This is a genomic window from Neobacillus sp. MER 74 (assembly GCF_023714155.1).
In genome coordinates this window covers 1-14,359 of sequence record NZ_JAMAUV010000014.1, presented here as the reverse complement: position 1 = coordinate 14,359, position 14,359 = coordinate 1, and the positions used below count along the sequence as shown (strand labels likewise).

Genomic DNA, 14,359 nt, shown 5'->3' with positions numbered 1-14,359 from the left:
GTACTCACCCTGTTTCTTATAAAATACATCCCAAACTTTCAGATATTTTCTTTGATGTCCAAAGGACGCGTTCCACTACCTCTGCTTTTTGAGCCAGCATCCGTTCTTTTGGACCTGCCACACTAATAGCAGCTTGAATCCTTCGGTCTGCACCAAAAATGGGAGCTGCCACACAATATAATCCTTCTTCATTTTCTTCATCATCAATGGTGTAGCCAATTAATGAATACTGATACAGTTCTTTCTCTAACTCTTCCCTATTGGTGATGGTTTTCGCGGTGATCGGTACTAAGTCAATCCGATCTAAGATGCTTTTTCTCTCTTCCTCTGCCATATTCGCTAAAAAAGTTTTACCTAACCCCGTACAATAAAGCGGTTTACTGTATCCCGTTTGAGCGGTCGTTCGAATCGATCGATTACTGTTTATTTTAGTAAGATAGACCAGCTCTTCCCCAGACAGCGTTGCCATAAATACCGTTTCCTGAACACTGTGCATTAATTTTTCAAGATATGGCTTCGCTTGAAGAGAAATATCTAAGTTCTCCATAGCCATGGTGCCAATGTGAACTAACTTTGCTCCAAGCTTATATTTCTTCATGTTGTCTAAACTTAAATACCCTTGTTTTAAAAGAGTGGCCATAAGGTTCGATGTGCTGCTCTGCGGAAATGACAGTTTTTCACTAACCTCTTTAATCGATAACCCATCAGGATTATGGGCTAGTAATTCAAATACCCGGAGAACTCGTTCAGCCGATTTTACCGACATACTCTCCCTCCTTTTTACAAATCACATATGTGATGTTAAATCCTATATGTGATTATCGTAGACACATAATAGCACCACTCAATCCCTCCGTCAAGGGCGTTAATGCAACCGTTCACAAAAAAATAATGACTCCACTGGAAATGTCTTTTCGGGGACAATCGGGAGTTTTGCACACAAAAATGCACAACTAGTCATTTTTAACTAGTTATGCCTTTCATGCTCCATGCTATTATGTGGGTGGTGTCAGGCACCTTTGGTTTTATGGTTTTCATCTCGCGTCCATTGTTTGCCCTTCATTAAGTAACCAGCGGAAGGAAAATAAGCGGAGTTTTTCCGGTTAATAGCAGAATGGAGCTCGCTTCTGGGGTAAATAAGGGAAGTTTTTCCGGTTATGTAGTGCAAAACCCCCCCATTTTCATGCTTTTCGAGTAAATAGGCGGAATTTCTCCGTCTATTTCCGCTATTTTTAATGATAATTTCAAAATAAGCGGAATTTCTCCGCCTATTAATCTAGTCGGGTGCCTAAACATGTTCCCCCAACCAATAAGCGGGTGGTGTCAGGCACCAGGGTAAATATGTCCTAAGTATCTCTCCGATTACCCCTAATTCCTAATATATTTTATCCATTTCCGTAAGTTCTACACATTGCGCTTGAAGGAGGATTCCGGCCTTGGTAAGCTATAGCAAAAGGGGGTTCAATATGCACCACCATAAGCTTTGGATATTTGTAAACATTGCTGCCATCATCCTTTCAATCGTATATATCTGGTTTTTACGTCCTCACGATAGCTCCATCCTTATAACCGCACAGCTTTTAGCCCAAATTGGAGTCATTTTATTTCTTATAAATATCAATATGTATTTTATTTTTCTAGTTATACGAAAGACTTCTCTGCGAAAGGTTAAAATCAGCCTTGCAAAGTTTTCTAGATATTTAATGAAGTGGCATATTAAGATTGCCCTTTACGGGACAACCATCATCTTTGGGCATGCCTTAATCAACCTCTTTGAACTAGGGCCAGTGATTGGATTTAACCACCTGAAGCTATTAAGTGGCTACTTGGCTATTTTATGCCTTCTGTTCACTCTGTTTGCTGGTTATTTACGGCACAAAAAAGCATCAGGCTTCCGTCGCAAATTCCATCTCATAACAGCATTTGTGTTTCTAGGTGTATTTCTTTTCCATATGTTTGTGTTTATTTAATAACCAAAAAAACAGTGCCTGACACCCCCCTTGAATAATGAGGGTGGTGTCAGGCACTGTTGTTCATAAATGACTAAATTTCTTTAATCAAAGATTCTTTAGTGAAAGAGTTTTTTCCTACTGTTGGTTTGTAAATAATAAAGAATTGTATAGGAAAACCTAGATTAAAAAGAGCATACAGGAGGGCGAAAAAATGACAGAAAGCCCAATAACAAACAACAAGACTTTTTGCATGAGTGAATACGATGTATTAAGACGAGTAATCCTTTGTCAGCCTCAATATATGACAATCCGCGAAGTAATTAATGAAACACAAGAGCATTTTAAAAATGAAGGGATCCATATTGAACGTGCGCTTGAACAGCACGGTGAATTTGTTAAAACACTGAAGAAACATGGTATCGAAGTTAGTTTATTGCCTTACCATAAAAAATATCCTGAACAAGTATTTACTCGGGATATTGGTTTTACACTAGGGCAAACAATCTTTGTTGCCAAGATGGCAACAGATGTTCGTGCAGGGGAGGAAGACATTTTAAAACAATGGCTGGAGGATGAAGAAATCTCTTATTATAATTTATACGAGGAACGAATTGAAGGCGGAGATGTTGTGATTGATCGAGAGACAATTTACGTGGGGCTCAGCAATCGGACGGACCAAAAAGCAGCTGAACATTTACAGAGTCTGTTGACTCAATTCAATGTCATTACCATCCCATTTAAAGATAAATACCTGCATTTAGATTGTATATTTAATGTCGTTTCACCAGAAGTGGCCCTTATTTATCCAAATGCCTTAAGGAAAAAAGACATCGATTTTTTTGCTTCACGCTATGAATTAATTGAGGTTTCGCAAGAAGAACAATTTCAATTGGGCACAAATGTATTAAGTATAGGCAACAAAAGGGTATTTAGTCTGCCGGTCAATGAGAAGGTAAACAAACAGCTTCGTAACCGGGGATTTGAAGTTATTGAGGTGGATATCACAGAAATCATTAAATCTGGAGGTTCCTTCCGTTGTTGCACCCTTCCTATTTTACGAGAATCGTAAAATTTATCTACGATAATGCAGCAAGCAATGGAGCCAGTAATGACAAAATGTGTCCGCTTATTATCAAAAAAATAAAAGAACAAAAGGTGCCCTTAAGATGTTGTTAAGGGCACCTTTTGTTTCATAATAACGATACTCATTTACAAGATTTATCTCACTCCACACATAAAAAGATTGTCTTAAACTCTTCCCTTCCCCTAGCATTGATATACAGCATATTTCCGCAGCTATCCCGTCGATTCTTCACCCTTATGAATTTCTTCCTGATTCATTTGACTTCATTGGTTTATCAAACTTTATGTTAAATAGACCTTCACTAAAATATTGGTCTAGTTTTATTGGTTCTCAAATATATTGTTAATCGGGTTTTTATCAAGTCCTTCACAACTTTTAATGTCTCTGTAGTAAAAGAAATACTGGGTGATTTTAAGGATCACTAGGTAATTCATTGGTTTGTTGGATGATAAACGCCTAAACATTGTTTATCTCAGGAGGAATCACATGTCTACAACTCTAGGAACACAATTTATCCCAATTGCTCGAAAATCCTTTTCCATTAGTTCTAACACCATCACTTCAGCCACAAGTTCAAGCCAGGACCGATTACAGTATCACAAGGCAGTTCTAGAATCCGCGGGAATTACTTCCCTATCATCCCTTGGAACACTTAATTTATCAGGTAATTTAATCCCTCAAGCAGGGCTTACAAAGCCTGATCCTAATTTAACGGCCACGGCCACACAGGCATACTTCCAGTCGGCGTATAAAGTCACGAACACGGCAGCCACACCCGTACTTCAACCTGTTGGAGGCCAGGCCACTATTTTGAAAGCAGTCCCATTACCATCTAAAACAGTAACTGCTGCTTCCGTACCCGGTATTACCACACAGATTAATGTAGATACCGCTTATTGGGTAGCAACAGAAATCAATTTACAGGACAATACAACAGTGGTTCTAAAGCAGCCTCAGCGTTATCTTATTTTAATTGCAGAAAAAATTACGGTTGGCCAAAATGTTACGTTTACATGGGAAAGGCCAAGTAAATTTAGTCCCGCTAAACCTGGGAAACCTGGGACACCACCTCAAGCACCAACTTCGACTACCCTAGTAGGCATTACAGGGACAAATGGTATACATGGTGTCAAAGGCGGCAGAGGCCCCGATGGAAATAGTGCACCTGAATTAGAATTATGGGTTCTTGATTTGATTGGACGTCCTGCTTTTGATTTAAGGGGACAGGATGGAATCACCGGTGGTTCTGGTCAGGACGGCGGGAATGGCGGCCAAGGTGGAAAAGGAAAACCTGCCCAATTAGACTGGTCAGGATTCTGTAAGTCAGGGGCAGGGGCAGGCGGCAACGGAGGAGCTGGAGGAAATGCAGGTCCGGGCGGAGATGGAGGCAATGGCGGGTACGGTGGAAAGCTTTCTTTTTATGCCCCTCAGAACGTGATCAATCAATATCTTCAAGGTTTTTACATAACCGTGGATGGCGGCCGCGGTGGAGCTGGAGGCCAGCCTGGTTATCCGGGTTCAGGCGGCGCTGGAGGACCAGTTGGAGATTCGCTTAAAGCAAACTTTGGTGCCGTTTGTGGACCTGGACCAAGAACCGCTGGCTCGAGAGGTCCTGATGGTGCCTACTCCGGTCAAGGCGCGAGCGGCTATAATGGCGGGAAACTCCCAGATCCAGTAAGTATGCGTGTCATCGATGCCGATGACTTCCGCAGAAAATTACTAGAACCGGCAATTTTTGAAGCAACTCCCGCCTATGCCTTTGCAGCAGAAAGCGTAACATTAACAGGCAAACGTTTTACGAAATCGGATGTCGTGCTAATCGATGGTTCACCTGTGCCAACAAACGTATACAGTGATACTTCCCTGCAATTTTCGGTTCCTTTTATAAGAGGAGGGCAGCACACACTTCAGGTAAAACAATCGGATGGAACATTATCCAATAAAGCCTCATTGTATATTAAACCTAAAGTCGACTCTGTTCAGCAAGATAATAAAGAAAATAAACAGATGCGAATCAAGCCAGGGCAAAAGGTAACATTAATAGGCAGTGGATTTTCAGAAAATGCCATTGTTCGGATCAATGATCAAGATATGCCGGATGTTACGTTGGTAAGCCCTACCCAGCTGGAGTTCACATTGATTAGACCATCTACAATCGAAGAAAACCCATCAGGTGAGCATGCGGCAGTGCGCGTGATTTTATCAGATGGAACGCCATCTAACACCCTCAATTTAGTATTGGATACCTTTCATATGCTTGTCATTGGTGATTCAGTATCTTGGGGTCAAGGCTTACCAGAACATGAAAAGCACTATTCCCTCGTCGGCAATGCCGTTAAAGCCCGAAATGGAAATATCGGATTCTATACCCAAGTGCTTGCCCATTCTGGGGCAACGATTGGAGTAGATGATCATACAAACACTCCCGCAGTAAATGGAGAAGTGCCTGTTTCTTATCCGACCATCCTACAGCAGTGTGATCTATTTGTCGGGGAACCAACTGAGGTAGATCTTATCATTTTGGATGGAGGCATCAATGATGTTAATATGCGAACCGTCCTGAATCCTTTTATTAATGATGATTTGAGTGCCCTTCATCGGACTCATTTTCTTAAAAATAGTAAAACGTTATTTTCTAAAGTGGCAACTACCTTTCCAAATGCCAAGGTAATTGTAACTGGATACTATCCCCCTGTTTCTGAACACAGTGATTTAAGCGCTGTAGAAGTTTTACTTGTCGCTTTAGGAATTGCAACTGAGGGGCTGCCTGGCGGTGTTGTTGCTGGATTTTTGACTGAACATCACCTGCAGAAAATCCATGCGAGAAGCCTGCAGCTTGCTACCGAGTCCAAATTGTTTCTTCAACAAGCTGTTGATGAAACAAATGCTGCCTTGCCTGGCGAAAAACGTTTTTTCTTCGCCGATCCAAATATTGGTGTTGAACACTCTGCACTTACCAAAGATCCTTATTTATTCGGAATTAATTTAGATATGTCCCCACAAGATTTGATCGCTGCTGATCGGCTGATCTCTTGCACTGAAGCTGGCTGTACGGGATTAGACTTTGAAATCTGCAAACGAGCTTCAATGGGTCATCCTAACAATAAAGGGGCAATGGCATACGCAAATGCTATCTACCCGTTTTTATAAGTAAAAAAAGACGAATCCACACGGATTCGTCTTTTTGCATGATTCGTTATTTCTGGTTCTTTGGAAACTTGGACGCCACTGGTCCTGCCTGTTTATCAGGTTTTTTTGCTTTTAGGCCGGATGCCCAGGATACTTTAGACTCATACCGCTGACTTTGTTCCTTGATGACTAGGTTTTGTAAACGATCTTTGTTCTTTTCGAGGGAATCCTCTAGTGATAGCAGACGCCGGGTTGGGAAGGAAAAGCCCGCTAGAATGGTTGTTATCGTAGGGTCAGTTTCTGAGAAATATGTTCCTTCGAATAATTGTAAGGGCTCTCCAATCCTTTCAAAGATAGATGGTATATTAATGAGCTTCGACATATTCTCTGGTCCTTCATAGATTAAACCAGCTCGAATGACACCTGCTGATTCAACAGGACAGAATATGGAGTTAATCCAAGATTGGTGAATTTCTCTAGAGGCGTCAGACATCGTCTTCGCGTCTGTGATCGTGGCAGAAGAGATAAGCGTTACTCCTCTGGTATTAAGAATATTCATAAGGTCCGACTCATCAAAGTTACCATAAAAAGAACTCTTATTTGTGACTCGCAGGACATTGTTTATGGCTTCCATGACTTGTTGATTCGAAGAAAGATAGATTAGATGTTTACTGGATTGTGGGTTAAGCTTACGCATCTGATCATTGTCTACTAGGAATACTGAAGAGATCGATTCAATTTTGGAAATCTCTTCAATACATTCAGAAGCATTGATTCGGTTTCCAGCTAACACGTTTCGCTCAGGTAAAATAGCAATCGCCCCAACGTTGACACCCGGCAGGTGATCTAATAACATCTCAATTAATAAAGGGCTCATTCCTGATCCAGTACCACCGTCGGTTGAGAAGGCCACCAATAACAGCCTTATGTTTTTAAAGGACCCCTTTACAAAGTCAATCAACTCTCGATAATTTTCCTTAACAGCTCTTAATCCTATGGATCTATCTTGACCAGCACCATTATAACCAGGGACAAAATACTTTCTTTCCACCCTGGTGTTGACTATCCCATCTCGTTGGTTCGTGTTGATGAGGGCAGTTTGAAAGCCCAAGGTTGTTGCTATCTCAGCTATATTACCGCCTGCTTGACCTACACCCAAGATTCCAATTGATTTCACCAGATCGCCTCCTTATCCTAATATGATAATACTCAAGTTTTATGAATTTAGACTTTTTCATTTTAAAAATGGTGTTTAATTTCGTGTGGAGGGTCATGAAAACCGTCCCCAGGGTCTTGGCCAACGCCGTGAACCGACACTCTTTCGCCAAAAAACCATTTAGGCTATACTATTCAAACGTTTGGTTAAAACTTCTACAAGTACTGATATATATGAATTCCCTCAGCAAAATAGACAAGAAGAATGTCGAAAATAATTTATTATTTCGCAGGAAATACCCTATCTTTTAACAAAATCAGATGGATTTCTCATCAACTTACATAATTCTACCAAACCCTCACATTTTCGAAACTACACAAACGTTTAATTAAAAGTTACTTCAGCTCCCATCATTCCTAGATTTTCCCACTAGGACACCTGAGAAAAATGTCAACTCTCCCCATAAAAAAAGGAAACAGTCACACCATATTCGGTATGTACCTGTTTCCTTCAGTTAACATTCACTTTGATTCTACCACTATATTCGTCTCATACCCATTCGGATTATTCTCCTGCCATCTCCAAGAATCTCTGCACATGTCTTCAATTCCTCTTACAGCAGTCCATCCTAGTACATTTTTTGCCTTTGAAGGATCGGCATAACAAACGGCCACATCTCCAGGCCGGCGCTCCACGATCTTATACGGAACTTTCACACCAGCTGCTTTTTCAAAAGCTGTTACCATTTCTAATACACTATAACCAGTTCCGGTTCCAAGATTAATAGCATCCACACCAATGGAAGACTTTACTCTTTCAAGCGCTTTCAAATGGCCTAGTGCAAGGTCAACGACGTGAATATAATCCCTTACACCTGAACCATCCACCGTTGGATAATCATTTCCAAACACTTGTAACTCTTTTCTTTTCCCAACAGCCACCTGAGTAATAAACGGCATTAAATTATTAGGGATACCATTGGGATCTTCCCCAATCCTGCCACTCTCATGAGCTCCAATGGGATTGAAGTAACGCAATAAGGTAATACTCCAGCTATCATCTGCAATATGTAGATCACGAAGAATTTCTTCTATCATAAGCTTAGTCCGGCCATATGGATTGGTTGCACTTAGTGGGAAATCTTCAGAAATAGGTACCCGTTCTGGCATACCATAAACAGTTGCAGATGAACTAAATACAAGATTCTTCACACCATATTTCTTCATCACATCACAAAGAACAAGCGTTCCAGTGATATTATTATGATAATAATGGAGAGGGATCGAAACGGATTCCCCAACCGCTTTGAGTCCTGCAAAATGGATAACAGCTTCGATCGAATGGTTTGAAAACACATCCTCAAGTCGGTTTCGGTCAAGCAAGTCAACTTCGTAAAACAAAAAGTCTTTACCAGTTATCTCTTTCACTCTACTTAGTGATTCAGGTTTACTATTTGATAAATTATCTAGAACAATAATTTCATAGCCTGCAGATAGCAGCTCTACACAAGTATGACTTCCAATATATCCAGCACCGCCTGTTACCAAAATCGCCATTGACCAACTCTCCTTTAATAAGCACTTATTTACTCAAAATGCATAAGATGAAGCTGTTTAATTCAACTTAAATGAATACAAAATACCGAATATTCTAATTTTATTATACATAAAAATTACTCATTAGGGCTTCCTAATTTGTTAATTTTTTGAAAAATCAGCTCTAACATAGACTAGTTACTATTTAAAAAGTTTATTAATTACATAATAAATCCCCTATCTGCTCATGATAGGGGATTTTCCACTTGATCTATTAATGACTCAGGTGAACTTTAAACGGGGTGGTGTCAGGCACCGCTAGTTCAACTAGAGTATTTAGTTTAGTTTACCTTTTAATTAAAGACTTTTTGAATGTCCGACCGAAAGCTCTCAGTTCTTGTGCAGGAATCAAGGCCCGACTTTAGAAACTCGAGTGTTACATCTTCTGATTTTACAAGACCTTCAAAACGTAAATTCTTAATCCACTCCCAAATATCTTCAAGTTTTCTCTTTAAGAAATAAAATTCAAAGGCATCCAAATCAGGAGTCTCATATTTCATATATTTCTTGTATTCATTTAAGAAATGTCTAGCATATGGCTCTGTAATGATTAAAATCAAGTCTTGTTCTTGTGGAGCAAGTTTTAGACATTCCCAGTCAATAAGCATAAGGGATTTCCCTTGCATCACATTCCAATTATGAGCATCTGCGTGGGACAAAACAAACTGGCAGGGTTTTCTTTTCAAATTATTAGATAAATACCTCATTTTGTTAATCTTATCTAATAAAGTGCCTGTATAAGGCTTCACAATTTCTAAAACGTTATCATCTGTATGATCCAAATCGTAATGAATAAAAGAAGATAAGTTTTCGCAGAAATCTATGTCGAAACTTTCGTTTACTTGTTGCTGTTTTAATTCATAAGGGATGTTAGAAGTGTTATTATGAAGTATTCCAAGAATCTTAGCCAGCTCATTTACCTGATTTTGACTTAGCTGTTGGTCGGCAACTGTAGTTCCCTCAATATATTCTGAAAGTAAATAAACGTACTGCTCGTCCTCGCATTTATTATTTTTCAATTTGGTTAAGATTGGATTAACAAGATTGTTTCTTAAATCAGTATGGTTATACATCCACTTTACTAAGGGAGTATATCTATCAATTGCCTCAATCCACGGAACAATGGACGGCTTTCTTTTGTCATATACTTTTAAAAAATACTTTTCACATTTATCTTCCACGAAGAATGCTAAAGCCGACCAGCCGCCTGGACGTTGTTCTATTGAAGTTGCTTCAATTCCATAGTTATCATTCAATATAGCAGTAATCCTATTATTAATCTCCATCCGTTCTCCTTTTCTTCCTTTTGAATATTATCCTGCCCTATTCGTACAAAAAAGAGCTGCACACCGGCAGCTCTGATTCTCACTTTGGCATCAGGTAGTTACACAAACTAAAGATCATCAGTCGTGTTAAATATATCATTTAATGCAGGTTATGAAATCCCAATTCTGTAAATTCTATCACCCGAATTTCCCTAACCAGTTGGTCATTGATATAAATCTCAACAATCGGAGAATATCGGTCAGGAATGATCCGATTGATACTCCATATTTTCCCTAATGTCTGTATACAAAACATATTTTCCATTCCAGGTTTTCTGCCTTCTCTAAGAAAAACTCGAGCAGGACCAAATTCGTTTGCTGGATAATATCCGAGTACTACTACTTCATCACACGGTGTGGGCAATCGCCCAAAGAGGGTAACCGTTATAAAGCCGTCTCTTCTAAATGCATCCGCTTCAGTAAGCATAAAATTTTCTCCTTCTATTAAATCAATAAACTTCCTGTAGTTTTTATTATATGTATTGACCGATGGCAGGGTACCTAACCTAAGTCTCCCCAACGCGTAACCATAGGCCGCCGCCCCCTTAATAAAAAAAACTCTGTAACAAGTACAGAGTTTTGCTGTAAAGCGGTTTAAAAAGGATGATCGGTCACATCTTTCGTGTGGGTGTCAGGCACCATAGGGAAAGTAATCACAGCCTTAAATAAATCTCCGTCCACGTGGATGTTAAATTTACCCTTTTGAGCTTCGATGAGGCTTTTTGCAATTGATAACCCCAGCCCGCTGCCCTGGCTGGATCGGGATTCATCGCCCCGCTTAAAACGTTCCATTAATTCATCTGCTGAAATATTTAACTCATAGGCGGAAATATTCTTAAAGCTAAGCTGAATCTCACGATCGTCAGCCTCGATATCGATATAGACTCTGGAACCACTGAGCGCATATTTAAAGATATTCGATAATAAGTTTTCAATCGATCTCCAAAGTAATTTTCCATCCGCTTTAATATACATCTTATCCTTGGGATGATTCAGCTTGAATTGCAAGTGGGAGGCTTCAATTCTATCATTTACCTCGCCAAGCCCCTGGGTAATTAAAGACACAATATCAATTTTCTCAAAATCAACGGAAATATTTCCACTCGTCGCTTTGGCAGCCTCAAATAAATCATCGGTTAGTAGTTTTAGTCTTTTTGATTTTTGATCCAAGATCTCGATATATTCGGCAGCTCTTGGCGTGGCCTCCTCCCCTTTTAGTAAATCCACATACGTAATGATGGAGGTTAACGGTGTTCGAATATCATGAGATACATTGGTGATTAACTCCGTCTTTAAACGCTCACTTTTGAGTTCACGATCAACAGCCATAGTCAATCCATCCGTGATGCTGTTGATATTGTTCGCAAGGGTTTTAAACTCCCCACGGTCCACTACATCGATTCGATGCTGAAGATTTCCAGCCTTAATCCTTTCCACTCCATCCTGAATCACTTGAAAACTCTTAACTTTTTTATAAGCAAACCAGGCTGCCAGACCAATGGTAACCGGGAACATAAAAAACGTTACCGCAACCAATAATGGGTAGCCAATGACGATTAATACCGTCTTAACCGCGACATTTCCTGACTCATAGACATTTCTTACAATGGTGATAAGTTTATGGATGATCGCAAAAATCAAGGTATGTTTAAAGAACGTTTTATTTTTAATATGTTTAGCCAATGAGAGAATCAGCACAAATACGACGGCTGAAATCGGGATCGTGATAGGAATAGCGATTTTATCAATGTTTTGTTGTGCCACATTATCCATCGATGTTCCCCAAATGGTAATCAAGCTAATACATAGCGCGATATTGATATCATTGTATAGTCTGTTTACTGTATGAAGATGTACATGGTCATCTTTAAATGACCTTCTTCCTGTAACGAGGAGGAGATAGCCAAACGAAAGGAGGAAACCTAGCAAAAATGCTGCTAAAATTGAAAGATTCTTTGTGACCAGTGCTTTATCTTGATTCCACTCGTTTATTTTCTGGCTTAAAAAGTCGTCGGTAAACGCTATATATACCACCGTCTTGTCCTGGTTCAATTCCTCAATTGGATCTGTAATAAATCGAAATTGCTCATTCTCTTCGATTTCGCTTGGATAAACCTCTTTCTTATAATCCCCAAACACCAGATATGCAGGATACTCTTTAAACTGGCTTTTTTCTTTCATTGTCGTGTTCGTATAGACATTCACACCATCACTGGCATAAAACAACGGATTTCTCTGCTCCGTGAGCTCTTGTAATAATCTATGATAAGTTCTTAAATCTTCCTTTATCAATCTTTCCTTAACCTGAGCAATCTTGTCAGCATACTCTTTTGTAAATGCGGAATAGTTCTCCGCTTCCCTTAATTCCGGCCGATAGTCCTTAGAAGAGAGCTCAAAATCGGAATATAACTCCATCGTCTCCATCCTTAACCTCTCTTCACCAATCGACCCGCCTTTTAAAATATGGTCCTCACTCTTATATTCCCTAAGAAGGGTAGTAAGATTGTCCACAATCTTTTCATTTTCTCTAATATATGCATTACTTGAAAGATAGTCCTCTTCCATCACCATGCCAAAATAACCATCATGGACTACCTCCACCTGAATCACCGCTTTGATGATCCCTGTCAAACAAACGACTGCAATCATCAAAACAATGATTTTCGTTGTTAATAAGTGGCTAAATTTTTTCAACTTTATATCCAACTCCCCACACCACCTTTAAATATTTCGGTTCCTTCGGATTGATTTCAATCTTCTCTCTTATTTTTCTAATATGTACGGATACGGTATTTTCAGGACTAAATGAAGTTTCATTCCATACCCTTTCATAGATATCCTCAATCGAAAAAACTCTTCCGGCGTTAGCCGTCAGCAATTTCAAAATCTTATACTGCACCGGTGTAAGATGGACCACTTCCCCATCGACTGTGATGATTTTACTTTCATCATCAATGACCAGCCCCCCCGTCCGAAAGACATTCTGCTTCGTTTCAAGACTTCCCAATGTGGTATATCTCCGCAGTTGCGACTTAACTCTTGCAATCAGCTCGAGGGGATTAAACGGCTTGGTTAGATAATCATCTGCCCCTAAATTTAAACCGAGAATTTTATCCGAATCCTCCGATTTAGCAGAAAGCATAATCAACGGGATATTATTTTCTTCCCTAATCTTCATCGTGGCCCTTAACCCATCCATCATTGGCATCATAATATCCATGATAATCAGATGAATCTCATGATCTTTGATGAGATTGATGGCTTCCAAACCATTAAACGCTTTAAATAGTTGATATCCCTCATTTTCTAAATAAATTCCGATCGCATCGACGATCTCCTTATCATCATCACAAACCAACACGTTCATGGAAATTCACTCCCCACTCTGGCCTTTACTATTACCTTTTAGTATGCCTGCAAAAAGAATCATATCAAGTAAATCTTAACAAACACATGATGAAAATCTTAAGATTTTCTTAACATAAATAAAACTCGCCAAAGTAAATTTGGCGAGCAACTTTATTAGTTTATAGAATTGCATTTCTTTTTAAATAAGAAGGCCTGTCCTTCATTCATCGAGTAACCGTAGTCAGCAAATGTAATAAGCGGAGATTTTCCGGTTAAATGAAAATTGGAGCTCGTTTCGGGGTAAATAAGCGGAATTTTGAGACTGTCGATTAACTCATAAAACCTCCTTTTTCACATACTTTCAAGATTTTTTAATTTCTCATCATTTCACTCCATATGTAAGGTAAAATTAAGATATATCTTAGGTTTGGAGTGATTGTGATGGCGCACATTCAATATAAAACATTTGGTCAGTTAACCTTCTCAGACTATGAAGTCTACTCTTCGGTTCCTCCCCATCCTTTCTGGAGTCGAGTAGAACAAGTGGTTGACTTCTCCTTTGCGGATAAACTCTGTGCTCCTTTGTATTCCCCTAATGGACAACGTCCTTATGCACCTTCCTTAAAATTAAAGATTCATTTTATGCAACGCTATCACAATTACTCTGACCGTGAAATGGAAGAGGCTATTCTTTATCATCTTCATTTAAAACAATTTTTGGGTGTACCCGTAGCTTTTAGCGGTTTCGATCATAGTACTCTGGGGCTTGA

General features: G+C 39.5%; 11 protein-coding genes. 4 read left to right on the top strand and 7 right to left on the bottom strand.

Annotated features, from left to right (window positions below; translation table 11 throughout):
- Nucleotides 1-16: 16 nt before the first annotated feature.
- Nucleotides 17-766, bottom strand: a complete 750-nt coding sequence (locus M3610_RS19705; RefSeq protein ID WP_251461640.1) for an IclR family transcriptional regulator — start codon at nucleotides 764-766, stop codon at nucleotides 17-19.
- 700 nt (nucleotides 767-1,466) lie between these two features.
- Between M3610_RS19705 and M3610_RS19700 the strand changes: the two genes are divergently transcribed.
- The 3 genes from M3610_RS19700 (at nucleotide 1,467) to M3610_RS19690 (ending at nucleotide 6,186) form a co-directional block, all read left to right on the top strand.
- The gene (locus M3610_RS19700; protein WP_251461639.1) at nucleotides 1,467-1,970 is read left to right on the top strand and encodes a hypothetical protein; all 504 of its coding nucleotides are present in this window, start codon (nucleotides 1,467-1,469) and stop codon (nucleotides 1,968-1,970) included.
- A 193-nt stretch (nucleotides 1,971-2,163) separates the two neighbouring features.
- Nucleotides 2,164-3,021, top strand: coding sequence for a dimethylarginine dimethylaminohydrolase family protein (locus M3610_RS19695; protein WP_251461636.1), 858 nt, complete (start codon nucleotides 2,164-2,166; stop codon nucleotides 3,019-3,021).
- A gap of 501 nt (nucleotides 3,022-3,522) precedes the next feature.
- Nucleotides 3,523-6,186, top strand: coding sequence for an SGNH/GDSL hydrolase family protein (locus tag M3610_RS19690; protein ID WP_251461633.1), 2,664 nt, complete (start codon nucleotides 3,523-3,525; stop codon nucleotides 6,184-6,186).
- A 46-nt stretch (nucleotides 6,187-6,232) separates the two neighbouring features.
- Here M3610_RS19690 and M3610_RS19685 read toward each other — a convergent pair whose 3' ends face one another.
- The 6 genes from M3610_RS19685 to M3610_RS19660 all read right to left on the bottom strand — a co-directional run bounded on the left by M3610_RS19685 (nucleotide 6,233) and on the right by M3610_RS19660 (nucleotide 13,608).
- Complete coding sequence (locus tag M3610_RS19685; protein ID WP_251461630.1) at nucleotides 6,233-7,342, bottom strand: FtsZ/tubulin family protein; 1,110 nt, start codon at nucleotides 7,340-7,342, stop codon at nucleotides 6,233-6,235.
- Nucleotides 7,343-7,842: 500 nt separating this feature from the next.
- Nucleotides 7,843-8,877 carry a UDP-glucose 4-epimerase GalE gene (gene galE / locus M3610_RS19680; RefSeq protein ID WP_251461628.1) on the bottom strand — a complete coding sequence of 345 codons (1,035 nt, stop codon included), beginning with the start codon at nucleotides 8,875-8,877 and terminating at the stop codon, nucleotides 7,843-7,845.
- Between the two features lie 332 nt (nucleotides 8,878-9,209).
- Entirely contained in the window at nucleotides 9,210-10,202 is a 993-nt protein-coding gene (locus M3610_RS19675) for an aminoglycoside phosphotransferase family protein (RefSeq protein WP_251461627.1), read from the bottom strand.
- Between the two features lie 139 nt (nucleotides 10,203-10,341).
- Complete coding sequence (locus tag M3610_RS19670) at nucleotides 10,342-10,668, bottom strand: hypothetical protein (protein ID WP_251461625.1); 327 nt, start codon at nucleotides 10,666-10,668, stop codon at nucleotides 10,342-10,344.
- Nucleotides 10,669-10,835: 167 nt separating this feature from the next.
- Nucleotides 10,836-12,947 carry a HAMP domain-containing sensor histidine kinase gene (locus tag M3610_RS19665; RefSeq protein ID WP_251461623.1) on the bottom strand — a complete coding sequence of 704 codons (2,112 nt, stop codon included), beginning with the start codon at nucleotides 12,945-12,947 and terminating at the stop codon, nucleotides 10,836-10,838.
- Nucleotides 12,922-13,608 (bottom strand): response regulator transcription factor, encoded by a 687-nt coding sequence (locus M3610_RS19660; protein ID WP_251461621.1) that lies wholly within the window; start codon nucleotides 13,606-13,608, stop codon nucleotides 12,922-12,924. Before M3610_RS19660 ends, M3610_RS19665 begins: the two co-directional genes overlap by 26 nt.
- A 422-nt stretch (nucleotides 13,609-14,030) precedes the next feature.
- On the opposite strand from M3610_RS19660, the gene M3610_RS19655 reads away from it, so the two are divergent.
- A partial coding sequence (locus tag M3610_RS19655; protein WP_251461619.1) for a transposase occupies nucleotides 14,031-14,359 on the top strand: 329 nt, incomplete at its 3' end.

Bases quoted from the DNA above. Each gene is read 5' to 3' on its own strand.
- M3610_RS19700 (WP_251461639.1), top strand. From the start codon at position 1,467: ATGCACCACCATAAGCTTTGGATATTTGTAAACATTGCTGCCATCATC.
- M3610_RS19675 (WP_251461627.1), bottom strand. From the start codon at position 10,202: ATGGAGATTAATAATAGGATTACTGCTATATTGAATGATAACTATGGA.
- M3610_RS19695 (WP_251461636.1), top strand. From the start codon at position 2,164: ATGACAGAAAGCCCAATAACAAACAACAAGACTTTTTGCATGAGTGAA.
- M3610_RS19690 (WP_251461633.1), top strand. From the start codon at position 3,523: ATGTCTACAACTCTAGGAACACAATTTATCCCAATTGCTCGAAAATCC.
- M3610_RS19705 (WP_251461640.1), bottom strand. From the start codon at position 766: ATGTCGGTAAAATCGGCTGAACGAGTTCTCCGGGTATTTGAATTACTA.
- M3610_RS19660 (WP_251461621.1), bottom strand. From the start codon at position 13,608: ATGAACGTGTTGGTTTGTGATGATGATAAGGAGATCGTCGATGCGATC.
- M3610_RS19670 (WP_251461625.1), bottom strand. From the start codon at position 10,668: ATGCTTACTGAAGCGGATGCATTTAGAAGAGACGGCTTTATAACGGTT.
- galE (WP_251461628.1), bottom strand. From the start codon at position 8,877: ATGGCGATTTTGGTAACAGGCGGTGCTGGATATATTGGAAGTCATACT.